Origin of the sequence: Trichocoleus sp. ST-U2 (assembly GCF_039961875.1) — a bacterium.
Lineage (GTDB): Bacteria > Cyanobacteriota > Cyanobacteriia > Cyanobacteriales > FACHB-T130 > FACHB-T130.
Map to the genome: position 1 here is coordinate 150402 of NZ_JAMPJY010000008.1, position 23332 is coordinate 173733.

Annotated in this window: 22 protein-coding genes; 14 read left to right on the top strand and 8 right to left on the bottom strand. The window is 46.1% G+C overall.

Annotation, left to right across the window (positions count from 1 at the left end; all coding sequences use genetic code 11):
* Positions 1-55 precede the first annotated feature (55 nt).
* The gene (gene thrB / locus NC996_RS07875; protein WP_190690119.1) at positions 56-1021 is read left to right on the top strand and encodes a homoserine kinase; all 966 of its coding nucleotides are present in this window, start codon (positions 56-58) and stop codon (positions 1019-1021) included.
* On the opposite strand, the gene NC996_RS07880 is transcribed toward thrB, so the two are convergent.
* Positions 1008-1433, bottom strand: a complete 426-nt coding sequence (locus NC996_RS07880) for a hypothetical protein (protein WP_190667629.1) — start codon at positions 1431-1433, stop codon at positions 1008-1010. The two genes, thrB and NC996_RS07880, sit on opposite strands and share 14 nt — an antisense overlap.
* A 112-nt stretch (positions 1434-1545) precedes the next feature.
* Between NC996_RS07880 and NC996_RS07885 the strand changes: the two genes are divergently transcribed.
* Positions 1546-2061, top strand: a complete 516-nt coding sequence (locus tag NC996_RS07885) for a hypothetical protein (RefSeq protein WP_190429154.1) — start codon at positions 1546-1548, stop codon at positions 2059-2061.
* A gap of 112 nt (positions 2062-2173) precedes the next feature.
* Here NC996_RS07885 and NC996_RS07890 read toward each other — a convergent pair whose 3' ends face one another.
* From NC996_RS07890 to NC996_RS07905, 4 genes are all read right to left on the bottom strand, one after another.
* Entirely contained in the window at positions 2174-2995 is an 822-nt protein-coding gene (locus NC996_RS07890) for a M48 family metalloprotease (RefSeq protein WP_190690122.1), read from the bottom strand.
* Between the two features lie 297 nt (positions 2996-3292).
* Entirely contained in the window at positions 3293-3991 is a 699-nt protein-coding gene (locus NC996_RS07895; protein ID WP_347276185.1) for a TIGR00266 family protein, read from the bottom strand.
* A gap of 78 nt (positions 3992-4069) precedes the next feature.
* The gene (locus NC996_RS07900; RefSeq protein ID WP_190690225.1) at positions 4070-4747 is read right to left on the bottom strand and encodes a TIGR00266 family protein; all 678 of its coding nucleotides are present in this window, start codon (positions 4745-4747) and stop codon (positions 4070-4072) included.
* A 67-nt stretch (positions 4748-4814) separates the two neighbouring features.
* Positions 4815-5480: a TIGR00266 family protein gene (locus tag NC996_RS07905; protein WP_190411599.1), complete on the bottom strand. Its 666-nt coding sequence runs from the start codon at positions 5478-5480 to the stop codon at positions 4815-4817.
* Positions 5481-5692: 212 nt separating this feature from the next.
* Between NC996_RS07905 and rsmA the strand changes: the two genes are divergently transcribed.
* The 8 genes from rsmA to pth all read left to right on the top strand — a co-directional run bounded on the left by rsmA (position 5693) and on the right by pth (position 12729).
* Complete coding sequence (gene rsmA, locus NC996_RS07910; protein WP_190690228.1) at positions 5693-6544, top strand: 16S rRNA (adenine(1518)-N(6)/adenine(1519)-N(6))-dimethyltransferase RsmA; 852 nt, start codon at positions 5693-5695, stop codon at positions 6542-6544.
* Positions 6545-6681: 137 nt separating this feature from the next.
* Positions 6682-7629: a 4-(cytidine 5'-diphospho)-2-C-methyl-D-erythritol kinase gene (ispE, locus tag NC996_RS07915; protein ID WP_190429148.1), complete on the top strand. Its 948-nt coding sequence runs from the start codon at positions 6682-6684 to the stop codon at positions 7627-7629.
* A 52-nt stretch (positions 7630-7681) separates the two neighbouring features.
* Positions 7682-8017, top strand: coding sequence for a DUF3082 domain-containing protein (locus NC996_RS07920; protein ID WP_190411597.1), 336 nt, complete (start codon positions 7682-7684; stop codon positions 8015-8017).
* Between the two features lie 98 nt (positions 8018-8115).
* The gene (locus NC996_RS07925) at positions 8116-8292 is read left to right on the top strand and encodes a hypothetical protein (RefSeq protein ID WP_190690125.1); all 177 of its coding nucleotides are present in this window, start codon (positions 8116-8118) and stop codon (positions 8290-8292) included.
* A gap of 628 nt (positions 8293-8920) precedes the next feature.
* Positions 8921-10588: an HD family phosphohydrolase gene (locus NC996_RS07930; RefSeq protein ID WP_190411596.1), complete on the top strand. Its 1668-nt coding sequence runs from the start codon at positions 8921-8923 to the stop codon at positions 10586-10588.
* Between the two features lie 529 nt (positions 10589-11117).
* Complete coding sequence (locus tag NC996_RS07935) at positions 11118-11342, top strand: DUF2811 domain-containing protein (protein ID WP_190690128.1); 225 nt, start codon at positions 11118-11120, stop codon at positions 11340-11342.
* A 68-nt stretch (positions 11343-11410) separates the two neighbouring features.
* Positions 11411-11998 (top strand): protoporphyrinogen oxidase HemJ, encoded by a 588-nt coding sequence (gene hemJ / locus NC996_RS07940; protein WP_190674878.1) that lies wholly within the window; start codon positions 11411-11413, stop codon positions 11996-11998.
* Positions 11999-12081: 83 nt separating this feature from the next.
* Positions 12082-12729, top strand: a complete 648-nt coding sequence (gene pth / locus NC996_RS07945) for an aminoacyl-tRNA hydrolase (RefSeq protein ID WP_190411593.1) — start codon at positions 12082-12084, stop codon at positions 12727-12729.
* A gap of 41 nt (positions 12730-12770) precedes the next feature.
* On the opposite strand, the gene rpsU is transcribed toward pth, so the two are convergent.
* From rpsU to NC996_RS07960, 3 genes are all read right to left on the bottom strand, one after another.
* Positions 12771-12953, bottom strand: coding sequence for a 30S ribosomal protein S21 (rpsU, locus tag NC996_RS07950; RefSeq protein WP_190411722.1), 183 nt, complete (start codon positions 12951-12953; stop codon positions 12771-12773).
* Positions 12954-13566: 613 nt separating this feature from the next.
* Complete coding sequence (locus tag NC996_RS07955; RefSeq protein ID WP_190411592.1) at positions 13567-13887, bottom strand: RNA-binding protein; 321 nt, start codon at positions 13885-13887, stop codon at positions 13567-13569.
* A 499-nt stretch (positions 13888-14386) separates the two neighbouring features.
* Positions 14387-15667: a hypothetical protein gene (locus NC996_RS07960; protein ID WP_190411591.1), complete on the bottom strand. Its 1281-nt coding sequence runs from the start codon at positions 15665-15667 to the stop codon at positions 14387-14389.
* A 423-nt stretch (positions 15668-16090) separates the two neighbouring features.
* Between NC996_RS07960 and murF the strand changes: the two genes are divergently transcribed.
* The 4 genes from murF (at position 16091) to NC996_RS07980 (ending at position 23247) form a co-directional block, all read left to right on the top strand.
* Positions 16091-17443 carry a UDP-N-acetylmuramoyl-tripeptide--D-alanyl-D-alanine ligase gene (gene murF / locus NC996_RS07965; RefSeq protein ID WP_190690131.1) on the top strand — a complete coding sequence of 451 codons (1353 nt, stop codon included), beginning with the start codon at positions 16091-16093 and terminating at the stop codon, positions 17441-17443.
* A 73-nt stretch (positions 17444-17516) separates the two neighbouring features.
* Entirely contained in the window at positions 17517-18092 is a 576-nt protein-coding gene (locus tag NC996_RS07970; protein WP_190690134.1) for a 3'-5' exonuclease, read from the top strand.
* Positions 18093-18555: 463 nt separating this feature from the next.
* A complete protein-coding gene (locus NC996_RS07975; protein WP_190690137.1) occupies positions 18556-19581 on the top strand; it encodes a BMP family protein in 1026 nt (341 codons plus the stop codon).
* Positions 19582-19659: 78 nt separating this feature from the next.
* Positions 19660-23247 carry a PAS domain S-box protein gene (locus tag NC996_RS07980; protein ID WP_190690141.1) on the top strand — a complete coding sequence of 1196 codons (3588 nt, stop codon included), beginning with the start codon at positions 19660-19662 and terminating at the stop codon, positions 23245-23247.
* Positions 23248-23332 lie beyond the last annotated feature (85 nt).

The following is a 23332-nucleotide window of genomic DNA, read 5'->3' on the forward strand; positions in this document are numbered from 1 at the left end:
ATAGCAGGCTGTTAAACGGTAGAGTCTATAATAGTCTATTTCGCAATTCGTTGAGATGCATCCTGTTTCTACCGTTACCGTCAGCGTTCCAGCCACAACTGCTAACTTGGGGCCGGGTTTTGATTGCATAGGCGCAGCTTTAACGCTGTACAACCAGTTCAAGTTCACACGCCTGGAAGCGGATGCTGTAACACGACTCAGCATTACGGTCGAGGGAACAGAAGCCGCACGAGTCAACACGGGTGCTGATAATCTGGTTTACCAGTCATTTGTGAAATTGTACGAGCATATCGGTAAGACGCCACCGCCTGTGCAGATTGAGATCGAGCTGGGTGTGCCGCTGGCAAGAGGATTGGGGAGTTCGGCGACGGCAATTGTGGGAGGTTTGGTGGGTGCGAACTGTCTGGCTGGGGCACCTCTAGATGAAAATGAGGTGAGAAGAATTGCGATCGCTCTGGAAGGACATCCTGATAATGTGGTTCCAGCACTGTTGGGGGGGTGTCGTCTAGCAGCGACGGGTTTGAGTGACGAACCGCACAGACACGGAGAAAGCAAAGAAGAATGGGCAATTTGTGAGATTCCTTGGCATTCTGAGATTGTGCCAGTAGTCGCGATTCCGGATTTTGAACTTTCAACTGAAGAAGCGCGGCGGGTTTTACCAACTCAATACAGCCGTGCTGATGCAATTTTTAATACAGCTCATCTGGGTTTATTATTGCGAGGGTTGGAAACCGGCAGGGGTGACTGGTTGCGAGTTGCGATGCAAGACCGAATCCATCAGCCTTATCGGACAGCGTTGATTCGAGGATATGATGCTGTGCGCTCGGCAGCAATGGCTTCTGGTGCTTTTGGGATGGTAATTAGTGGTGCGGGACCAACTTTATTAGCTTTAGCAGAGGCGGCGTTGGCACCGACAGTTGTGGAGGCAATGGCGGCGGCTTGGAAGGATGAGGGAATTATGGCACAAGTGCGATCGCTCTCGATTGACACCCACGGGGCGAAAACCTCTAATATTTCCTGAATTTATCAGTCAAATTTTTGCGTAACTGCTGAATTTGTGGGGATTGGTTTCTAGGTCCTGAAACAAGAACGAGAACTTTATCCCCTTCAGGCGCACAAATCAAATAAGCTGACAGGTTGCCAAATCGTCCGTAAGCTGCTTCTGTGATAACTCCTGTCTCTTGGGCATTACTACTTTTCAGGAATTCAAGCGCATTATCCAGACAGTTGTTCTGGCTGGTATCGTCTCTCCGATTCGTCACTCGGCTGACACTGTTGGTTTCATTGATTTCAATCCATTCGCTCCAGTTACTTGTAGTCATATCCGCTAAAGCAGGCATTGACTCATTTAGCAATCCCGTTTCCATACTTAAAATTGTGGCAATGACTAAAAACGAATTTGCTGTCTTTTTAAGACTAATTCGGTTCAACATAAGTTAGGTCAACAAACGGGTGAATTAATGTCGAGTAATCGTAACCCTGTAAATTGATTCACAAAATGCCAGAAGTTTTACGGAACTATTCACCTAAGTTAGGAAAGTAATTATGGAGCCAATTCAAGTAGAAATTGAAGCGATTCGCACTCAGATTGAGGCGCTCAAAGAAGAACGCGCCATCCTGAAAGTCGATCCAGTATTGCCAAGCTATAACACGCCAGAAGCAATCGTTGAGGCTTATCGTCGTCATGCTAGAGAAACAGCACAAATCTCTGCTGAAGTCAAGGGAATCGATGATGCGATCGCTGCCCTGGAAGCTAAATTGAAGGAGATCGGGCGATCGCAAGGATTGGCGCAACAGTTATTGCATGAGCGGACACAACATCCTCTCGCAGAGCAGGTAGAGGAAGGAAAACAACGCGCTCAGGATCGCGCTGAACGAATTAACGAACTGGCGGAGGAACTGAAGCAGGAAGTGCAAGCGCTCAAGGCGATCGCTGATGAGATTAGTCCCAGTTATTGGCAGTTGTACAACAGACCTTTCATTACTGGATTCAGCAAAATTTCGGTTCCCTACGTCCGTTCGGATAGCACTGTGTGGATGATTACGAATCAAGTCGTGTGAACGGGAAAAACATCTCTCTTAACCCCTCTCCGATTCGGAGAGGGGCTTTGAAGATAGCTTGCGCCCCTTAGAAAGGTAGGAAGGGGTGGACGGTTAGGTCTCGGAGCGCTGGCTATTTTTCCAGGTTCGCCAGTGTTTCCGGTAAAGGCAATCGCTTTTGTACAGGATAATTCCGCTGCTCAATTAAGCGCTGCAATTCTTTAACGCGCCTACCAGGGGCAGGATGGGAGGTCAAGAAATCAAAGTCTGCACCCCTTTTGCGACTCATTCGAGCAAAAAAGTCGGTTGCACCCGCAACATGACCGTAAGTTTGTTGCAACAATGTTAAGCCAAACTCATCCGCCTCAGATTCCTGAGATTGAGAGAATCGGGAACTGCTAACAGCTTGAACACCCGTCGCCGCTGCCGATGATAACCCAGCAGCATCCCCAAAGACAGTAGCGATCGCAATGGGTAACAGTAGTTGTCGCACCAACGCCCGTAAATGATCTCGGTGGGCGAAATGCCCCAATTCATGCCCCAACACCATCATCAGCTCATTTTCCGATTCCGTCTGTTTCAGCAAACCGGCGTAGATGATAATGCGATCGCCCGGTAGCGCCAGCGCATTCACCGTATTATCGGGAACATATAGCACCCGATAATCTCGCTCTTGGCGCTGCTCGGAAGGCAACTTTGTCTCCAGCCTATCTAGCAGCTGATTTAGCGTATCTTGAGCCGGTGAGGGCTTTGCCAAGCGCTCATAAGCCGGGACAATGACGGCACCCAACTGTCGCTCCACACTGGGAGGAATTACCCACACCAAGCTATTAATAAACAACCCCAGCAGCCAAATAACGCCGACGATAAATCCAATAAATAGCCCTAAGACAATCAGTAACTGGCGGTTATTGGGAGGTGGGTTGCGATCGCTCGATGTTGCAGTTCCAGACACTTCAGGCTTGCTCCAAAAACGCTATTGTTACTGCATTGCCTAGTTGCATCCGGTATAGCAATGCATTGACCTTCTTTCTATTGCATCGTGAGTTACCTGCACGCGATCGCAATTCTCTATTTAGATGCCCTACAGTTCACCCCCACCCCATTTACCCACAGGGGTTCAAGATTCTCCCCTCTCCGCGAACGGAGAGGGGTTGGGGGTGAGGTTCCTCTCTATATTGCCCTTAAGTAAGAACCGACATAACGCGACCGTCTAAAAGTTCTATTTGGTGCAGTTACAGCAAGATTCAGCTTAGTTACTACTCTTCACTGGACGGAACGGATTCAAGAAATTTACCAGTGCATAAAGCTCACGCGACTGAATCCATAAACGTCCTTTACCCCGGAAGCGGCAAACCAATCCTTCCCCGCCCAAAATTCCAGTTCTCAGCCCTTTAAATGACAAGCCTCCCAACATTTCGACATTGTATTGTAACGAGTCTTCAAACGCCACAATATAGCCCGTATCTACTACATAATCACCGGCAACTGGAATTTCTACAATTGCCCCATAAGAACTAAACCAGATATCTCCTTGACCTGTTGCTCTCAGTAAAAATAACGACTCCCCACTAAAGAAGCCCTTAAAACCTTGAAACTTAGTATCAATTTCGACACTAGGGTTAGCTGCAACAAAACCCGAAGATTGCACCATCAATCCATTACCACTCAGGTAGTAATGCTGAATGTCTCCAGGGACTCCAGGCGAAACATAGAGTTGTCCTGCCCTTCCTTCAGCGGTAAATTCACTCAAAAATAAAGATTCACCGCCCAGCATCCGACCGATACCTTGCATTAAGCCACCTTTGACTTTGGACTTCATTTTAATGCAAGTATCCATTGCTGCCATTGCGCCCGATTCTACCAAGACAGTTTGATTTGCTTGTAAGTCGAGGCGTAGGGAAGCATAGGCTGGGGAATGCTCGATTTCGTAGGCAATCTCATTCATAATTATCCTTTGCTAATTCCTAATTGAAGGATGGGTAATCGTTCAAAATCTATTTATCAATGACAAATTTCCACTCACTCTTTATCGCGGCGGAAGCTGAGAACCCACTAGCACCCCGAAGGCACCTGGATTGTGAGTTTGGCAAAACACTCGACCTTGCCCTTGAAACCGACAAACGAATCCTTCTCCGCCCAAAAACGAACCAATTAAACTGGAAGTTGCTTTTTTAATTTCAAACTTCAGGCTTTTTTCAAATGCCACAATATGTCCCGTGTCAACGATATATTCGCCATTCACAGGAATTTCATAAATTGCCCCAAAGGAAGAAAGCAGAACAGAGCCATGACCGCTGACATTTAACCAAAAAATTGATTCCCCAGAAAACAAAGATTTCAAGCCTTGAAATCCTAATTCAATATCAACATCTGACTCGCTAGCAAGGTAAGAAGCCGATTGGACGACCAGCCCAGATCCAGTCATTTGATAAAGTAAAATATCGCCCATCAATTTGGGAGCTAAAAATACTTCACCGCCAGCCGTAGGAGAGCGAAAAACGCTCAAAAACAACGACTCACCAGCAACCATGCGTTTCAGCCCGCCCAAAATTCCGCCGCCTTTTCCTTGCCTTAAAGTCGTACTGGCATTGATATAACCGCTCATGGCAATCATCCTGCCAGCTTCTGCGACTAATTCTTCACCGGCACCGAGAGTAACGCGAGCGATCGCGCTATCCGGCTGATGTAAAATTTCCACATCCATCGCTTCAAATCCTCTTGATTTATGCACTCAGCAATTAAGCGAAAAAGCTATTACGATCGGCTTTTTCTTAACGAAATTTAGGACGTAAATATCCGACCAAACCCCCAATACTGCGAGATTGTAAATAAATTTCTCCTTGCCCCGTCAGCCGGTTGACTAACCCTTCCCCCGACGTGACAGAACCAAGCAAGCCACCTGCGAGTCCAACATTCATTTTGATGCCAGGTTCGTAGGCAACTAAGTGACCGCTATCAACCACAAATTCCCCGGTTATCCGTTTTTGAATGATGCCGCCATAAGCACCGAAAAATACCTGACCTTGACCGCTTAACTTCAGCTTGAACAGCCCTTCTCCTGAGATCCAGCTCTTAAAACCTGCCCACTTAACTCCCATTTTCACGCCTGGACTATGGGCAATATAAGCACCTGGTTGAAAGCAAATTTCTCGTCCGCCCCGCAAGTCAATACAAGCTATATCGCCAATGGTGGATTGAGTCAAGATTAAATTCAGAGGTTGCTGTGTATTGTTGGTAAAAACATTCACAAAAAGGGATTCCCCACCAAAGAATTTCTTTAGCAATCCAGAGATTAAACCCCCTGAAAATTCCGTCTTTATCGACAATTTGGCATCCATACTGGTCATAGCTCCCGCCTCAGCAGTGAGGCTATCACCTGGATTCAGGATGACAAAAATAGAGGCAAAGGCTGGTTTATAGCGAATTTCGTACTTCACCGACAAATCTCCTGCTTGTGGAGGATGCAAACCTATACAAGTCTGGCAGAAGTTTTTCCGGTATCCAGATTTTTTTAAGAAAAAGCAATAAGTCGCTCCTGAGCAGATAGAATGCCTGGACGCTGGATTGAGGGCATTATTTAGCTTGGGGGAAGCAGTAACTTGACCGCGTGGTAGGTTGGAAGGAAGACTGTAACAGCATCCTTTCCTCCATGCGATCGCCTCAACCTCGAAAACAATTTGCTCAACACTGGCTGCGGAGTGACAAGGCGCTCAATCAAATTGTCGCCGCAGCGGAGTTATCCAGCAGCGAGTCGCCTGAGGGCGATCGCTCCGCTTCACGGGTCTTAGAAATTGGCCCCGGCACCGGCATCCTGACTCGTCGCTTATTACCTTTAGCTCAATCTGTTGTTGCGGTTGAAATTGACCGCGATTTATGTCAACTGCTGGCTAAACAATTAGGTAAAGTCGATCATTTTTTACTTTTGCAAGGCGATTTCCTTTCATTCGACTTAGACGCTCAACTTGCTCCTTTTCCAGCCTTCCAAAATCCCAATAAAGTTGTTGCCAATATTCCTTACAACATTACCGGCCCAATTCTGGAAAAATTGTTAGGTACCATTGCCCAGCCAGCCGCTAAACCGTTTGATTCCATCGTGCTGCTGGTACAAAAAGAAGTTGCACAAAGGCTTTATGCCAAACCAGGCACGAAACATTTTGGGGCATTAACCGTGCGGGTGCAGTATTTGGCAGAGTGCGAGTTAATCAGTATTGTGCCAGCGGGAGCATTTTATCCGCCGCCCAAAGTAGATTCAGCGGTAGTGCGGCTGCGTCCGCGATTGATAGAACCGCCCGCCGAAAACCCCAAGCACCTAGAGAATTTAGTTAAACTCGGCTTTGCCGAAAAGCGCAAAATGTTGCGAAATAATCTGAAAAGTATGGTTGAACGCGATCGCCTCACCCAAATACTGGAACAATTAGAAGTAAACCCTCAAGCCCGCGCCGAAGACTTGGGCCTTACCCAGTGGGTTGCTTTGAGTAATTTGCTCAAGCCTAACGACTAAAGTTGCGGCTACACAAACTCTTGTCAGGATGGTGCGCGGACTGAAAAGATCGCTTGTTTGACTAAGCCTGCTCTCGTCAAACTTGGTTTATGTAGCCCCAGTATGAGAGCCTGTGGGCATATATCTACAAAACCCTAATGCGTTCCTATACCCTGATTTCCCCAGCCAAAATTAATCTGTATCTGGAAATTATCAGCGATCGCCCGGATGGTTATCACGAACTGGCGATGGTGCTGCAAAGTGTTGGTCTTACCGACCAAATTGATTTGCGATCGCTTAGCACTGAATCCATCCAAGTTCACTGCGATCATCCCCTAGTACCGTCAGACAAAACCAACCTTGCCTACCGCGCAGCAGAATTGATGGCGGCAGAATTTCCCCAAGCTTTTGCCCAGTACGGCGGTGTCGAGATTAACATCAACAAACGAATCCCCGTGGGGGCAGGGTTAGCAGGGGGATCTAGCAATGCTGCTGCTGTTTTAATGGGAATCGATTTGCTGTGGCATCTAGGACTCACTCAGTCGGAATTGCAAGAACTGGCAGCAAAAATTGGCTCAGATGTCCCCTTTTGCATCGCGGGGGGGACAGCGCTGGCAACTGGGCGAGGCGAACAACTCTCTCCCCTCCCTAATTTGGAGCATCCCTGGGTGGTATTGGGCAAATACCGCAACCTTGCGGTATCTACACCCTGGGCTTATCAAACTTACCGGCAGAAGTATATCAGTACCTACGTTTCTGACGCTGATAGTTTAGAGGCTCGCAGACAACGGGTACATTCTGGAGCGATGGTTAACGCCATCTTCAAGAAAGATCAGGTGAAAATCGGTCAATTACTGCACAATGACTTAGAAAAAGTCGTATTGCCGGAGTATCCCCAAGTGCTGCGACTGCGGGAAGCGTTCTATGAAGCGGGGGTCTTGGGGGCAATGATGTCGGGATCGGGGCCAACTGTGTTTGCTCTCTCGGAATCAGAAGCCAAAGCACAACAAGTACAGCAGCACGTAAGAAAGTCAATCCCCGAACCCAATTTAGATTTGTGGGTAGCACCGTTTACCACCGCTGGGATTCGGGTTGTTGCCCATTGATTGCGCTAAATATTCATCACCGATCCCTAATTGCGAATCGCTCAATGAACCTATGAATAATCCAAACACTACAGATAACCCACCAGCCCCAGTCCAAACGCCCACGAGTCCTCTACGCTGTTTGAGTGGTGCGTCGATCGCAGGAGCAATGGCAACAGGTTGTTATTTCCTCACCAATTCAATTGCTCAAAGCTTTGCTGCCAAGCCCATCCACTCGGATAATGTAACGACCATCAATATTGCGATCGCTGTTCGCACCCTCGTGGTGGGCGTCAGCACGCTGGCAACCTCTATCTTTGCCTTAGTGGCTGTTGGTCTAGTTGCCTTAGCGATCCAAATCGCCTTTCAACGCTTGACGAATCGGACGCCTCCACCCAGTCAAAATTAGAATTCTTATCTAATTACTTTCAGGGCAAAGCGAGATACCCGTCGAGAGCTTTAGCATCCCAAAAGTCGGGTGGGCATTTTTATCTTGAGACAAATGGAATGAATCGGGGAAGCTTGCCGATGGTGGGTGCTAGCTTCCCAATTTTCCGCGCCGTTAGCGAACTAGAGCAATCCGATTTGACCGGTGAGCCAGCCCATCAGATCCCAGACTTCTCTCCCGAAGTCGGGGATCTCACCTTTCCGAGTTATTTAGAATTGCTATGCCTAATCAAATGAGCAACTACTAGGGAAATTGTAATGAGTATTACAATTTCGCACTGTCAAAAAGACTTGTCTTGGCAATTTTTTCTGATGCGGCTTTCTTGCCCATCACCGCCACAAACTCCTATTTTAAGGCAAGATGAGCTTGATTCTAGCTAACTTAGCTCGCATCTCCCGAAAGTCATTAAAAAGAATCAGTAAAAATGCCGATGACTGGTACGCCAAATTACCTGGAAATTAGAATTTAGGACTCAGCAACCAGTGTAAATTTTTCAAGAAGAATTATGAAGAATAGATGAAGTATGCAAATAAGTAATCACTCTAAAAAGACGGTTTTTAGCCTTTTCAACAGACTCGACAGTAACTTTCAAGACAAACTATGCTTCTGATTTCGTCGCAAATCTTGCTAACTTTATCTTTTCTTTAAAATCTCTGTTTAGAGGTGCGTAGAAATAGCAGATGATAGTCATAGAGAGGTTCGCTCCAAAAACTAGGATTAAAATACTCCTGGTTGAGCGAGGAGCATTACCGGCTGCAAAGATAAACCCGGTATTCCTGCTCTGCGGTGCCTGAGTTGCTTTTTTAGAAACCTATATTCAAGCAGCTACCATCAAGCTTACGTGTAATCAAACGGTGCATACTTATGACTGTCTCCCCTTGCCAGATAATCACAGCGAAGAACCAAGTGTGGCTTCCGGAAATCAAAGAGCCAGCAGAACTCATTGAGCAACTTTTGGCAATCGGGACAGCGCTTTCGAGCAGTCATAATTTAAAAGAATTACTGAATCTGATTTTATCGAAGAGTCGGGAAATTACTTGTAGTGATGCGGGGAGTGTTTATTTAGTAGAGCGAAGTAGTGACACTCCCAAGTTAGTGTTTAAGGTCGCGCAAAATGATTCTCAATGCAGCGATTCCTTTCAAGAGTTTTTGATGCCATTGACTCCGAAAAGTCTGGCAGGGTATGTGGCGCTGACAGGTGAAAGCTTAAATTTGCCGGATGCTTATAATTTACCCCTGGAAGTTCCCTATCAGTTGGATCGCAGTTTTGACAGCTCGATTCCTTACCATACTCGCTCCGTCTTAGTGCTACCCATGCAAGACGGTGAAGGGGAAATTATTGGGGTGCTTCAGCTAATTAATCGCAAGGTTAATCGTGATGCGATTGTCACGCCTGAAAATGTGCTGAATGTTACCCAACCTTATTCTGCTTGGGAAGAGCGCGTTGTGCGATCGCTTGCTTCTCAGGCGGCGATCTCGATCGAACGCAATCAGCTGCAAGAAAGTATTGAAAATCTATTTGAAGGCTTTGTTAGAGCTTCTGTCCAAATTATTGAAACACGAGATCCCACAACATCCGGGCATTCCGAACGAGTTGCCGACTTAGTGGTGCGTCTCTCGCAAGAAGCCAGTACAATTACCACGGGATCGCTGCGGTCAATTTATTTTAACGAACGCCAAATCCAAGAAATTCGCTACGCCGCACTGTTACATGACTTTGGCAAAGTCAGTACACCCGAAGCCATTCTGGGGAAGCAGAAAAAACTCTACCCATCCCAGATAGAGGTGATTCGTAACCGCTTTGCTGTGGCGCAGCGAACGCTGGAAATGGAATGCGCCCAGACTAAATTTAAGTATTTACTGGAGCATCCCAGCCATCAACATAAAGATTCGGAAATTGTCTGTTCCCACTGCCAACAGCTACAACAATTAGATAGTCAGTTAGAGGATGCGATCGCGCAACTCAATGAATATTGGCATCTCCTACTAGAGGCGAACGAACCCCACATTCTCGCCCAAGAGCTTCCAGAACGGCTCCAAGAGCTGTCTGGTTACACTTATCAAGATGTGGATGGACAGATCAAGCCTCTCCTCTCACCGACAGAGATTGCTCAGCTAATGGTGCCACAAGGCAACCTGACAACCGAAGAGCGTTTAATCATCCAAGCGCACGTCACGCACACTTTTGAGTTTCTCAACCGGATACCCTGGACGAAACACCTCAAAGATGTTCCCGCGATCGCCGCAGGGCATCACGAAAAACTCGACGGAAGTGGCTACCCTCAAGGCTTGAAACAGGAAGCGATTCCAATTCAGTCTCAGATATTGACAATTGCGGATATTTATGATGCTCTTACAGCAAGCGATCGCCCCTATAAGCGCCGCTTGCCCGTAGAAACTGCCCTGAAAATCCTCAAAGCAGAAGCCGCCCAAAACAAAATCAACAGCGACCTCGTTACCCTGTTTGAGCAACGCCAAGTTTTCGCTGCTTTGGGACATTCCCTCTCAGTTCCAGCTCCTTCAGCCGCCTGATTCCGTAGGATAGCCATTTAAGGTTGAAATGGTGGATCGGATTAAAACGTTAAATTTTAACCGACCAACGTTTTAAAGTATCAACATTTCAACCCTCGACTGAGTATCAGCCGTCCTTCGATTAGCACTTTGCAATTCTTATCTTTCACCCAACTTTTCCCCATCCATTCCCCAGCCTTTCCACAAAGGCGTTCAACTTTTTCCACAGGTTCTGTGACCTTTTCCACAGGGTTGAACACTCGGATCGGGTTTTGCTGTTCTATTGGGGATTTTTCTAAAAGACAGTAACTCAGCCGAGAGCAACCGAGTTTTTGTAAAGATAAGTAACAAAAATCCGCCTACAGAGCTGATTAACTCGTGCATATTTTTTAGACATACCCCGGCCTGTAATATTTCGCAGCATTGACAACCCTACCCCCTCTCAGCAGACAATGATGCGACGGTCAGTGTGATTGGCAACTGCAAAACTGACCCTTGTAAGGGCATGGGGCTGTTGCGCCCTTACCCATAGACAACGCAAAGGAATTCTATGAACACAAATATCAGTATCTTGGCAGAAATTCCCGAAGACCTACACGAATCTCTCAAAGATTACCTGGAAACTCATCCCGATTGGGATCAAGACCGGGTATTTGCCGCAGCGCTGTCGCTGTTCTTGCTGCAAAATGGTAATGGCAGCACCCCAGAAGCTTCGCGGAGTTATCGCAAAGCAGCACGGGTCTATCTGGAAACTCTCTTCCAGCACTCAGTTTGAGAAATTGCTCTGTTACCCTTACAAAAACTTGTTGATCTTACAGAGTTTGACCGTAGAGGACACGATTGATGGCTTATTTCTGGTTTAAGGCTTTTCACATTGTCGGCTTTGTGGTTTGGTTTGCAGGCTTGTTCTACCTGGTACGTTTATTTATCTATCACGTAGAGGCTTCGGAGCAGCCAGAACCTGCCCAAACGATTCTGAAGAATCAGTATCAGATTATGGAAAAACGCCTTTACAGCATCATCACGACACCGGGCATGATTGTGACGGTAGCGATGGCAATTGGTTTAGTAAGTACTGAGACTGAAGTGCTACGAGAGAGTTGGTTGCATATCAAACTCAGTCTGGTGGCTGTTTTGATTGGCTACCACCATTACTGTGGTCGTCTCATCAAACAGTTAGCCGAAGACCGATGCACCTGGAATAGTCAGCAGTTACGCGCTTTGAATGAAGCGCCGACGTTACTTTTAGTGGTGATTGTTTTGCTGGCTGTGTTTAAAAATAGCCTGCCTACAGACATTACCACTTGGCTCGTTGTTGGGCTGATTGTGACGATGGCAGCGACCATTCAGCTTTATGCGAAAAAACGTAAGCGAGATCAAGAAAAACTCATGGCTTCTGTTCCCCAAGAAGAGGCTCAACAAGTAATCTGACGAAGTTAGCGATCGCTTCTTAATTCGCTTGACCCAGGTTAGTGGTTACTAATCATCGACAATTGATAATGGACAATCAAAAAATGACCACTGACAACGGAAAGGCAACCTCTACTCTAGTGATTCCCCAGCTAATCGTTGGTCTGGGGAATCCAGAACCCAAGTACGAGAAGACGCGACACAATATCGGGTTTGAAGTGATTGATGCCTTAGCGCGTTCCTGGCAAATTTCCAAGAGTGAAAATCGCAAGTTCCAGGGGGAGTTTGGGGAGGGACGCGGATTACACGGAGACAAGGTGCGGTTACTCAAACCCCTTACCTATATGAATCTCTCCGGACAGGCAATTCGCGCGGTGACGGATTGGTATAAATTGCCGCCAGAGTCTGTCCTAGTAATTTATGACGATATGGATTTGCCGCTGGGAAAGATTCGCTTGCGTCTTTCTGGTTCGGCTGGGGGACATAATGGGATGAAGTCTGCGATCGCTCATCTCGGTACTCAAAATTTCCCTCGATTGCGGATTGGCATCGGTAAAACCAAAGTAGAACAGGACACGGTTTCCCACGTCTTGGGTCGGTTTTCCCCTGATGAAAGTAAAGCTTTGTCTGATGTCATGCAACTCGTGGTTGAGGCGGTGGAGTTGAGCCTCAAACAAGGAGTTGAGAAATCCATGAGTCTTTACAATAGCCGTAGTGTTATGGCAAATAAAGAATCTAAAGAAGCGCCCTAGCTGATGCTGTAGTGGTAGCACGCCAGGGCAACTCACTTTTGTTACCCAAAACGTCTTTTTTTGCGGCGGGCAGCAGTTGCCTTGCGCTTGCGCTTTTCTATGGGAGTTTCAAAATGCCGCCGATATCTAAAATCTGCTAAGATTCCAGCCTTGGATACTTGCCGTTTGAAGCGGCGCAAAGCTGATTCTATTCCCTCATTTTCGCCTAAAACCACTTGGGTCATTCTTGATGATTCCTCTGTATAGGTGATTAAGTTGCTTTTCGGGTGTGAACTTAATCCACGATCGATGGCTTCGCTTGAGCGATCGCAGCTTTCGTTCATTCCTCCTGCGATTGGCGCAGCGGCAAGGGTTATGACCATGCCTCTACTGCCGTTTTCGGTGTGTTTCGGGTAAAGACTTGGCTGCCGAGTCTCTAGTGCCCTACTCACCTCCAGACCCTTTGCGTACTGGAGTTGTACAGACCCAATATCGCTTCTGTACAAAGCTTTTTGCTTATTGTTTTTCCCGACGAGTGCGATTAGCCTACCAACGTACTCAGTCTCGAACTTCCAGGAGCAGCCCTACCTTATTCAGTCGCTCTGAGTACCTGAGATGACTCCAGCCAAACGACGGGCGAGCAGCACACTTAAGCTACCCTAAGCATTGATTGTACCATGCGCCACCCAGCATCTTACGACTAACCTGGTCTGGTGTAGTCGTAAGATGCTGGGCGCATTTTTACTCAATTTTGACCAACTAACACTGCTAGTCCCTAACCGAAATCAAGCGGAGAATTACAGGCAATCGATCTTTGCTGTTATTCCAATCTCAAGTTGACATGATTAAGCCACTAGCTCAATAGCGCCGGGAAGAGAAATTTCCTCCTCCTCCTTGACCGCTCCTGCTTCCTGGACTGCGACTCCCACCCCTATCTTCACGGGGTTTGGCTTTATTTACTTTCAGGGTGCGACCCATCCACTCTGCTCCATCGAGGGCTTCAATTGCAGCTTCCTCTTCAGCATCCGTTCCCATTTCTACAAATCCAAAGCCACGCATCCGCCCCGTTTCTCGATCTGTAGGCAGCTGAACTCGTTTAACGGTTCCGTACTCTGTAAAGACAGATGTGAGATCGTCTTGCGTAACTTCGTAGGATAGGTTTCCTACATATATCGACACGGAAATATCTCCACGATTCAATATTTTCAAGCTCCAGTTTCGGAGAGCTATTTGCCCACACAGTAGAGATAAACTTGCTGCGCGAGTAACAAAGCTTACATCCGATTCTGATTCACGAGCAAGATTCTAGCATAAAATTTATTTTCTGAATCGAACCGTTCCTAACTTTTCATTAAGCAGGCGTACAAAATCAGGGGAAAACTGTTTTTCACCAGCAGCAGAAGTCGGATTTCTTCGTCTGTCTACCCTCCTTGCGCCCCCGCGAACCCCCTCAATTCCTCCACTAAGGGAAGGAGGCTTAGGGGGTTAGGGATTGTATTTGAGCTAACTGTTACCATTTCACTTTTGTGAGGCTACACATCAGCTTTCCTGAACCCCTGCTGAATTCGGGGCAATAGACAGATGAAATGTAGTGGTAATTGGAAAAACTAGAAAAGTAAAAAATAATGCCTCTTGCCTTCGTTGGGGCAAGCAGCGGCAATTCCTGATAATATTTAGCTCATAATATTTGGCTCAAGCAGGAAACATCAGCATCCCCAAAGTGTAGGCTTAAAGCTACATTCAGATTTTCCAGAGATTTGATTAACCACGGCACACCATCTCTGGCATAAGACTCGTAGTGGTTAAAAAGAATTGAAAATCGCTTTTCCAAGTAGGGCTTGACCTTGCGGCACAGCAGCACTATTTTCAAAAGCAAGCCGGTTGTGAATGTCGCCCCCAAATTCGTAATCAGATCGACGAAGACATAGTGATTCGGTCGCTGCGGACTTTCTACCACTAAAAAGTTCAACAATTGACTACAAGTTCGGACAATCAAGAATTCGCTAGGTCTTTGGGAATCGCTATTCGGGAGAGTGTTTTTTAGCTGGGCATACAAGCGCTCGTTAAACTGACGTTTACCAAATTCTGGGTCAATGGAAGCGGTCAGATATTCGTATAAATCCCATTTAAAAGCTCTGTAGGAAGGTGTTTGGCTAGTGTGGGTGAGGAAGCGCTGTGATAAATCCCGGTAGGTGTGGGAGCCTTCTACTTTGCCGTAAAATTGTTTGAGAGCAACACCCAGTTCGCGATCGCTCAATAACGTTGGATTCGTCACCGGCTGGATAATTCGTTCGCGTTGACTGGGGCAAGTCTGACGCGACACTTGGGCACGCCGTACTTGGTAAGTTACGTACTGAGACAAATCGACTTCAAATCCCCGCTGAATTCTGGATTGAATTTGCCGAACTGTTTGCTGATGCTCGTAAGAGCTGTCTTCACTCAATAGGCAATGTTCATATAGGTAGGGATACCGGCGAATTAAGCTTCCCAAAGGCTTAGAGTCATTGCCAGCTGCCTCTGCGGCTTGACTCATCACTTGGGCTAGCCGTCGCAGGGTCAGATATTGCTCCGTCTGGTTGAACATCCTTACCAGTTCCCGCAAACGTCTGGCTCCGCGAGAGCGAACCGTTCCCATGACCGGAGGCGTCTGGAATATTTCTACCAAATCCGGGATGGACGCTTGGAGATTGGGGTGCATCTGCCAGCGATTGATCAGAATATGGCAGCACCGATTAAGAATAAACCGGAATTCCTGCTCAGCCTGCTTAGAAGTCGTAATTCTCTCCAGCGCCATCCAGATTTTTGGCTCTGAATACCCCACGCCATCCATGAACAGCTGGCGAAATCGCTCAATCATCCGACTGGGTGATTCATGTTGAACCCAGTAAAGCAAATGATCGTAAAGCTGCTGCTCTTCAGTGCTAGTGTGTCGGTGATAACAGTCTGTCCAGGTTGTCACTTCAATGCCCCCCTACGTACGCACGCTAGGGCTGAGTTTATATCAGTTCGGTTGATTCGGTTTATTTCTATTGCAACTGTCGTGTAGTAGACGCTTGAATCGATGCACCCTAAATATCACCCTGATAAGGGGGCTATTTTCTATACTCCTATAATCGGAGAAAGATTACCCCAAATAGAGCATATCTTGGTTGATTCTTCAAATGGTTCCGCAAATATGCGGCAAAATTGTGAAGTTTCGATGAAGTAGAAATACGGATGCCGCAGAGCATCAATTATTCACTTCGCGCATCTACCTCTAAAGTAGTGGGACAAGATAGCGGATTATGTGATAGAAATCACTGCTCAAAATGCATCTTTTGTTCTAACGCTTTGCGTAGTGCATGATAAGGATGAATCTTCTTGAAGTTTGAACATAAGCCTCATGCCTTGTCACGTCCTCCTCTCTCAAATAGCCCAAATCATAGGGGCGAAACCAATCAATCTATCTGACGCCGAATTAGCAGGATATGTTGCAGGAATTACAACTGACACCCGTAGCCTGAAGCCGGGAGAAATTTTTGTGGCACTACGGGGAGACAAGTTTGATGGGCATGAGTTTGTGGAAACTGCTCTAGAAAAAGGAGCGATCGCAGCCATTACTGACTACCCATTGTCGGGATCTATTCCGCATTTGTGCCTAGAAGACACCTTGAAAGCATATCAGACGATCGCTCATTGGTGGCGCTTGCAGTTCGATATCCCTGTAATCGGTATAACCGGCTCGGTAGGTAAAACCACTACCAAAGAATTAATTGCAGCAGTTTTGTCAACAAAGGGCGACATTCTTAAAACTCAGGCTAACTACAACAACGAAATTGGTGTTCCCAAAACACTATTAGAACTTTCACCAATGCATAACTATGCTGTTATTGAAATGGCAATGCGTGCTAGGGGTGAAATTGCCCTATTAACACAAATTGCACAACCTTCTGTAGCGGTAATTACGAATGTGGGAACCGCGCATATCGGGCGGTTGGGTTCGGAGGAAGCGATCGCCCAAGCGAAATGCGAATTACTCGCGGAAATGCCTTCCAATAGCATCGCTGTTCTGAATCACGACAACCGCTTGTTAATGGAAACTGCGGCAACAGTTTGGCAAGGGCAAACCATTACCTACGGCTTGGAAGGGGGAGATTTACGCGGGGAATTGATTGATAACGAGACATTGTGCGTCGAAGGGGTGCATTTGCCGTTACCGCTACCGGGGCGTCATAATGCATCTAATTTTCTGGCAGCCTTGGCAGTAGCTAAAGTTCTCCAGGTTGACTGGAAATCGTTAACCGCCGGTTTGTCGGTAAATCTGCCATCTGGGAGGGCGCAGCGCTACGATTTGCCCAACGATGTTGCCATTTTGGATGAAACCTACAATGCTGGGCTAGAGTCAATGCTGGCGGCACTGCAATTGTTGGCACAAACGCCAGGAAAAAGGCATATTGCGGTTCTGGGGACGATGAAGGAATTGGGAGAGCGATCGCCCCAATTCCACTTTGCAGTTGGAGAAGCGGCACGGCGGTTGAATCTAGACGCTTTGTTGGTGCTGGTAGATGACAAAGAAGCCGAAGCGATCGCTCTGGGTGCTGCCCCTTTACCTGCTGAGTGCTTTTCGACGCATCAGGCTGTGGTAGAGCGTTTGAAAGAAATGGTGCAACAAGGCGATCGCATCCTTTTCAAAGCCTCCCATTCAGTAGCCTTAAGCCGAGTTGTCAATCAACTTCGCACCGAATTAACTGACTAATTATTTCAAATTCCCAATACCCCGTAGAGGCACCTCTACGGGGTGTCCAGACCAAACAAGAAGTCACCCCAAAATGGCTAAGAAATTAGACCAAATCCTTGTGGTTGATATTGAATCAACTTGCTGGCAAGGAAATCCACCCGCTGGACAAGAAAACGAAATCATCGAAATTGGGATTTGTCCAATTGATATCGCTACGGGAGAGCGCTTGGAAAAAGAAAGTATCCTCGTGAAACCCGAACGTTCCCAAGTTAGTCAATTTTGCACCAATCTAACCACATTAACTCAAGCACAAGTTAATCTAGGAATTTCTTTTGAATCAGCCTGTTCAATTTTAAAGAAAAAATATTTATCAAAAGATAGAGTTTGGGCAAGCTACGGCGACTACGACCGACGACAATTTGAAAAACAATGCCAATCTTGCCATATCAGTTATCCTTTCGGAACCCGACATATAAATATCAAAACTCTTTTTGGGATTATTCATGCCATGCCAAATGAAATTGGCATGGATATGGCATTAGAATTACTGAATCTTCCCCTTGAAGGAACTCACCATAGAGGAGGAGATGATGCTTGGAATATAGCCGGTATTTTATCGAAATTAATATTACAAAAAAGAATAAATGTAACACTAGGCGCAAGTTAAAAACTTAAACTCACCCATTCGTTATGCCCGCCGAAACACCAGCACCCACATCACTTCCATCCAGTCTCTTAGGTTAAGCAGAGGCTGATATCGAGTTACACTTCTTTGAGCTTAGACTAGAAGTATCTGAAGTGTAGCATCACAAAAGTTAAATGGTATTAGTATAAGTTAGCTTAAAATAAAATTGGGGCAACAACCTGTGGAAAAATATTATCAATAGCTGCAATACTACTCATCTTGTTCCCCATAAAATAATTTGTTTTATATTTATCAATTAAAAAAAAATCGCAAATATAATGAACGCTTTCTAGAGAGGATATTTCCTGCTGACCCCAGCTAGACCAATTAAATAAAAGTAGATAAAATCTAGAAGCAAAATTCTTTTAGTGTCTTAGTAGTCCTGAGTCCTTAGTCAAGAGGTAGTAGGTAATAAGTGGTCATCCTTACCAACTACCCACCACCCATGACCCACTACCCACTATCCATGAGCAAGAAAACTATTTGCCTAGTTTTAACTTTGTTTCTGGTGGCCTGCGGTGCAACCGGAAGCAAGATTACACCTACACCTGAGGCTGGAAAAGCCGGGACTTTTAAAGTAGCAATGCTTTTTCCTGGCCCTATAAATGACAAAGGTTGGAATCAATCAGGTTACGAAGGGCTGAAATTGATTGAAAAAGAACTTGGGGCTGAGGTGGCTTATACTGCTAGCGTTCCTGAAGCTGATGGTGAGAAACTTTTTCGTCAATATGCCCAAAAAAGTTTTGATTTCCTCATCAGTCATGGTGATGAATATCGCGACGCCGCCGAAACAGTTGCCAAAGATTTTCCTCGCACTAAATTTGCCCTCATGAGCAGTTATGCCGGTAACAATAAAAACGTGGGTGCTTTGGCGTTTCGGAGTGGGGAAGTGGGTTATCTAACTGGGGTCGTTGCCGGACTCAAAACCAAAACTAAAAAAGTTGCCTTTATTGGCGGTCAAGCATATCCAGTGATGGAAGAAGAGGCTATCTTATTTAAACGGGGTGTCCGGGCAACGAAACTGGACAGTACAGTTTCTATCAAGTGGCTTAACAGTTGGTCAGATGCGGACAAAGCTAGAAAAATTGCCCAAGAGCAAGTAGCAGCAGGAACTGATGTTTTAGTCGTTGATGCCGATAGAGCCAATATAGGTGTTATTAAAGTAGCTGCCCAAAGTAAGGGCGTTTACGTTATCAGATGGAGACATGCCACCAATGAGATTGAAAATCAGCACAAACTGGCTCCAAAGACGATTGTTACCAGCGTTATCCAGCAGGTGCCTATGTTAATGCTGGAGGGAGCAACTTTGGTACAACAGGGGCGATGGGAAGGCAAGCAATACAAGTTTGGGCTGCTAGAGGAAGTCCAAGATTTAGCTCCTTTTTATGGCTCGTTAACTCCAGAGCAAGAAGCTTTCGTCGCTTCTGTTAAGCAAGAGATCGTCACTGGCAAAATAGATGTTTCACCCTAGAGGCAATTTACATCGCTTCTGTAGGGGCTTTAAACAATTGCGAATCAGCGGGTGCAACTTTCTGAGCTAGGAGGCACGATGAACAAAAGAAATCGCAACAGTGCTTCGCATCAAGCTAATACAGGTATAAATTTACCTTTATCTTGGCTTTCTTCAATTGCAAATCAGCTGAGATACGGTCTGGTCTTGCTAGTCGTTTCAACACTATTGCTCACTTCGGGAATTTTAATCTATCTAAGCTTTCAAGCTCAATTGCAACAAGTAGAAATTGCCCAACAAGAGCGCAGTCATGCGGCTGCTGGGGAAATCAATGCTTACTTGGATGACTTGCAGCGGAAACTAAGCTATTTAGCGAGAGTGCAAGGATTGACCGATCTTTCGCCTGAGATTCAAGATAGATTTCTGGAAGCGTTAACCCGCCACAATAGTGCTTATGAAACAGTGGCAATTTTTAATAATAAGGGTAATATTGTTTCTTCCTCTTCGCCTTATGGTAAAGCAATTTTCTATCAAGAAGAAGCTTCTACATCATTTTTACAAGCTTTTAGACAACAGGAAGATTTTGTCAGCCCCGTTAGAATTGACCCTAAGACTCACTTGCAGACGGTCATCTTAGCTGTGCCCATTCGCAATCAACAGGATGAAATTAATGGCGTTTTAATGGCTTGGATCAATTTAAAGTTTCTCTGGAATGTTCTCTCTCACACCAAAGTAGGGAAGACGGGTTATGCTTATGCGATCGATAATCGCAATTATTTAATTGCTGAGAAAGGAAAATCTCCTGAAAATTTTAATCTGAAAGACCTCTCAGACTACCCATTCATCCAAAAATTAACTAAATTAAATGGTGCAAAACGGCTGACTACTTATCAAGGTTTGCGAGGTGTTGAGGTAGTGGGAGCCATTTCTACCATCCGGACTGGGCGCTGGAAGGTGGTGGTAGAACTACCCACCGTTGAAGCCTACGCTCCGGTGCGAAAAATGCTTTTGGTGATGGGGATAGCATTGAGCGTGGCGATGCTAGTGGCGATTGAGCTGGGTTGGTTCTTCTCCCGGCAAATTGTATTACCTTTGCAGCGTTTAACAAAAGCAGCAGCCCAAATTAGTGGGGGAAATCTAGATACGGAAGTCACAGTTAGACAAGGCAATGAATTGGGGGTATTAGCGACCACTTTTAATGAAATGACGTCTCAATTGCGGGGACTCATTAAAGATTTGAGGAAGGAGCGAAATTTTGTTTCTGCCATCCTTGATACGGCTGGTGCTTTAGTGGTAGTTCTCGATTGCCAAGGACGAATCATCCGTTTTAATCGAGCTTGCGAGAGAACAACTCAATATTCATTTGAAGAAGTCAAGAACAAGTATTTCTGGGATTTATTTATAATTCCGGAGGAATTGGAACCCGTCAAAACTATCTTTAAAGCTCTTCAATCAGGGGAATTTCCTAAGACTAATGAAAACTACTGGGTAACGAAAGATGGAAGCCGAAGACCGATTGCTTGGTCGAATACGGTTCTCGTCGATGCGGATAGCTCAGTTAATTACATTATCAGTATTGGAATAGATATCACCGAACGAAAACGAGCGGAAGAAGCTCTGACGCGAAGTGAGGAATTATACCGCACGCTTGCAAGAAACTTTCCGAACGGCGCAGTTTTCTTATTCGATCAAGACCTCCGTTACACGATTGCTGAAGGTGCAGGATTAGCTGCGATTGGTCTTTCTAAAGAGTTGTTAGAAGGAAAGATGCTTTGGGAGACATTACCTCGTGAAACTTGTGAATTGTTAGAGCCGACTTATCGGGCAGCGCTGGCAGGAAAAGCCACTGTTATTGAAGTTCCTTACAATAATTCGTCTGATAGCGATCGCGCTGCTTCCCGGATCTATCTTTTGCACGCACTTCCCGTCAAAAATGAGGGCGGAGAAATTTTTGCGGCAATGGTGATGACGCAAGACATTACCGATTGGAAGCAAGCAGAGGAGAAACTACGCCAAGAAAGAGACTTTAACACCACGATTGTCCAAACTTCTCCAGCTTTTTTTGTGGCTATCAATCCGGATGGCACCGTCAGGATGATGAATGACGCAATGCTTCACGCTCTTGGTTATACCTTTGAGGAGGTTTTAGGAACTGATTATCTTTCAACTTTTATTCCCCAAAGCGATCGCGCAATCGTTTCTGAAGTCTTTGAGCATGTCATCCAACTACAGCAACTGCCTCAAAGGCACAACTACGTGCTTACCAAACAAGGCGAAAAACTGCTAGTAGAATGGCACGGAAAGTCGGTTGCGAAAGAAAATGGGGAACTTGACTTTTTCTTTGGGTTAGGAATTGATATTACCGAGCGCCAGCGTGCAGAAGAGGCGCTGTTACTCTCGGCGGAGCGCGATCGCTTGTCGGGCGCGATGGCACTCCGGATTCGACAATCACTCGATATTCAGCAAATTCTAGATACTACTGTGATAGAAGTCCGAAATTTTCTCTTAGCAGATCGGGTTTTTATCAGTCGTATTTATAGCAATTTTGAGGTGGTTGCGGAATCGGTCGCTCCCCCTTGGCGACCTGTTTTGGGATGGAGTCCCACAGATGAAGAACATATGCAACAAATCAGAGCGATGTTTGAGAATAAAACTATCCACGTTGTCAAAGATACTTCTCAAATAGAGCTTTCTTCAGCCATTTCTCAAGATTTTTCCAATTATCACATCAAAGCTTATCTGGCTGTACCGATTCTTCTGAACGACGAGCCGTGGGGAATCCTGATGGTCGATCAATGTACAACCCCGCGTGACTGGAAACAATTGGAAATTGATTTGCTTTCATCGCTGTCAACTCAAGTGACGATCGCCATTCAGCAAGCAAAACTCTATCAACAAGTACAGGATCTCAATGCTAGTTTGGAACGTCAAGTTGAGACGCGCACTGCCCAACTTATTCAAAAAATGGAGGAACTCAAAGAGCTGAACGAACTCAAAGATGAGTTTCTTCATGCAGTTTCTCACGATCTTCGCACGCCGATTATGGGAATGTCCTTGGTAGTGAATAACTTGTTGAATAAGCCAGGAGACACGATTCCCATTCCTCGCTCAATTTTAGAGCGGATGATCCAGAGTAGCGATCGCCAACTGGGTTTAATCAACTCTCTCCTCGAAGCGCATTCCAGCGAAGTTCGCGGTGTTGTCCTCCAATATGAGTTTGTAGAATTGAGTACGTTGATTCAAGCGATCGCAGAAGACTTAGAACCGCTGCTATCAAAACATCAAGCGTCGCTGATAAATCGAGTTCCCGACGATTTACCGGGCGTGACAGCCGATCCATTGCAGCTAAGACGAGTTTTTGAAAATCTGCTGACTAATGCTCTGAACCATAACCCACCCGGACTTCGCATCACCTTGGAAGCCACCATAGAAGAAGAGATGATTCATTGCACCGTTGCTGATAACGGGATCGGGATGACTCCAGAAGCGTGCGATCGTCTTTTCGATCGTTATGTTCGAGGAAACCGCGCCCGTTCTGCTGGCATCGGTCTAGGGTTATATCTTTGTCGGCAAATCATCACCGCTCATGGGGGACAAATTGGTGCCATTAGCGCCCCCGGAACTGGAGCAACTTTCTGGTTCACATTACCTTTAGCAACCTCACCAGAGGCAGAAAAAGCTGGTTAGTTCATCGTCATTATTGCGTTACCACTGACTAATGACCGATCGCTAAAAATCACCCAATCGGGTGAGTCACCTGCACGAAGGCGAT

What these genes read in the sequence shown, in the direction of transcription:
- thrB (WP_190690119.1), top strand. Translation starts at nt 56, where the DNA reads ATGCATCCTGTTTCTACCGTTACCGTCAGCGTTCCAGCCACAACTGCT.
- NC996_RS07880 (WP_190667629.1), bottom strand. Translation starts at nt 1,433, where the DNA reads ATGTTGAACCGAATTAGTCTTAAAAAGACAGCAAATTCGTTTTTAGTC.
- NC996_RS07885 (WP_190429154.1), top strand. Translation starts at nt 1,546, where the DNA reads ATGGAGCCAATTCAAGTAGAAATTGAAGCGATTCGCACTCAGATTGAG.
- NC996_RS07900 (WP_190690225.1), bottom strand. Translation starts at nt 4,747, where the DNA reads ATGGATGTGGAAATTTTACATCAGCCGGATAGCGCGATCGCTCGCGTT.
- rsmA (WP_190690228.1), top strand. Translation starts at nt 5,693, where the DNA reads ATGCGATCGCCTCAACCTCGAAAACAATTTGCTCAACACTGGCTGCGG.
- ispE (WP_190429148.1), top strand. Translation starts at nt 6,682, where the DNA reads ATGCGTTCCTATACCCTGATTTCCCCAGCCAAAATTAATCTGTATCTG.
- NC996_RS07920 (WP_190411597.1), top strand. Translation starts at nt 7,682, where the DNA reads ATGAATAATCCAAACACTACAGATAACCCACCAGCCCCAGTCCAAACG.
- NC996_RS07925 (WP_190690125.1), top strand. Translation starts at nt 8,116, where the DNA reads ATGAATCGGGGAAGCTTGCCGATGGTGGGTGCTAGCTTCCCAATTTTC.
- NC996_RS07930 (WP_190411596.1), top strand. Translation starts at nt 8,921, where the DNA reads ATGACTGTCTCCCCTTGCCAGATAATCACAGCGAAGAACCAAGTGTGG.
- NC996_RS07935 (WP_190690128.1), top strand. Translation starts at nt 11,118, where the DNA reads ATGAACACAAATATCAGTATCTTGGCAGAAATTCCCGAAGACCTACAC.
- hemJ (WP_190674878.1), top strand. Translation starts at nt 11,411, where the DNA reads ATGGCTTATTTCTGGTTTAAGGCTTTTCACATTGTCGGCTTTGTGGTT.
- pth (WP_190411593.1), top strand. Translation starts at nt 12,082, where the DNA reads ATGACCACTGACAACGGAAAGGCAACCTCTACTCTAGTGATTCCCCAG.
- rpsU (WP_190411722.1), bottom strand. Translation starts at nt 12,953, where the DNA reads ATGACCCAAGTGGTTTTAGGCGAAAATGAGGGAATAGAATCAGCTTTG.
- murF (WP_190690131.1), top strand. Translation starts at nt 16,091, where the DNA reads ATGCCTTGTCACGTCCTCCTCTCTCAAATAGCCCAAATCATAGGGGCG.
- NC996_RS07970 (WP_190690134.1), top strand. Translation starts at nt 17,517, where the DNA reads ATGGCTAAGAAATTAGACCAAATCCTTGTGGTTGATATTGAATCAACT.
- NC996_RS07975 (WP_190690137.1), top strand. Translation starts at nt 18,556, where the DNA reads ATGACCCACTACCCACTATCCATGAGCAAGAAAACTATTTGCCTAGTT.
- NC996_RS07980 (WP_190690141.1), top strand. Translation starts at nt 19,660, where the DNA reads ATGAACAAAAGAAATCGCAACAGTGCTTCGCATCAAGCTAATACAGGT.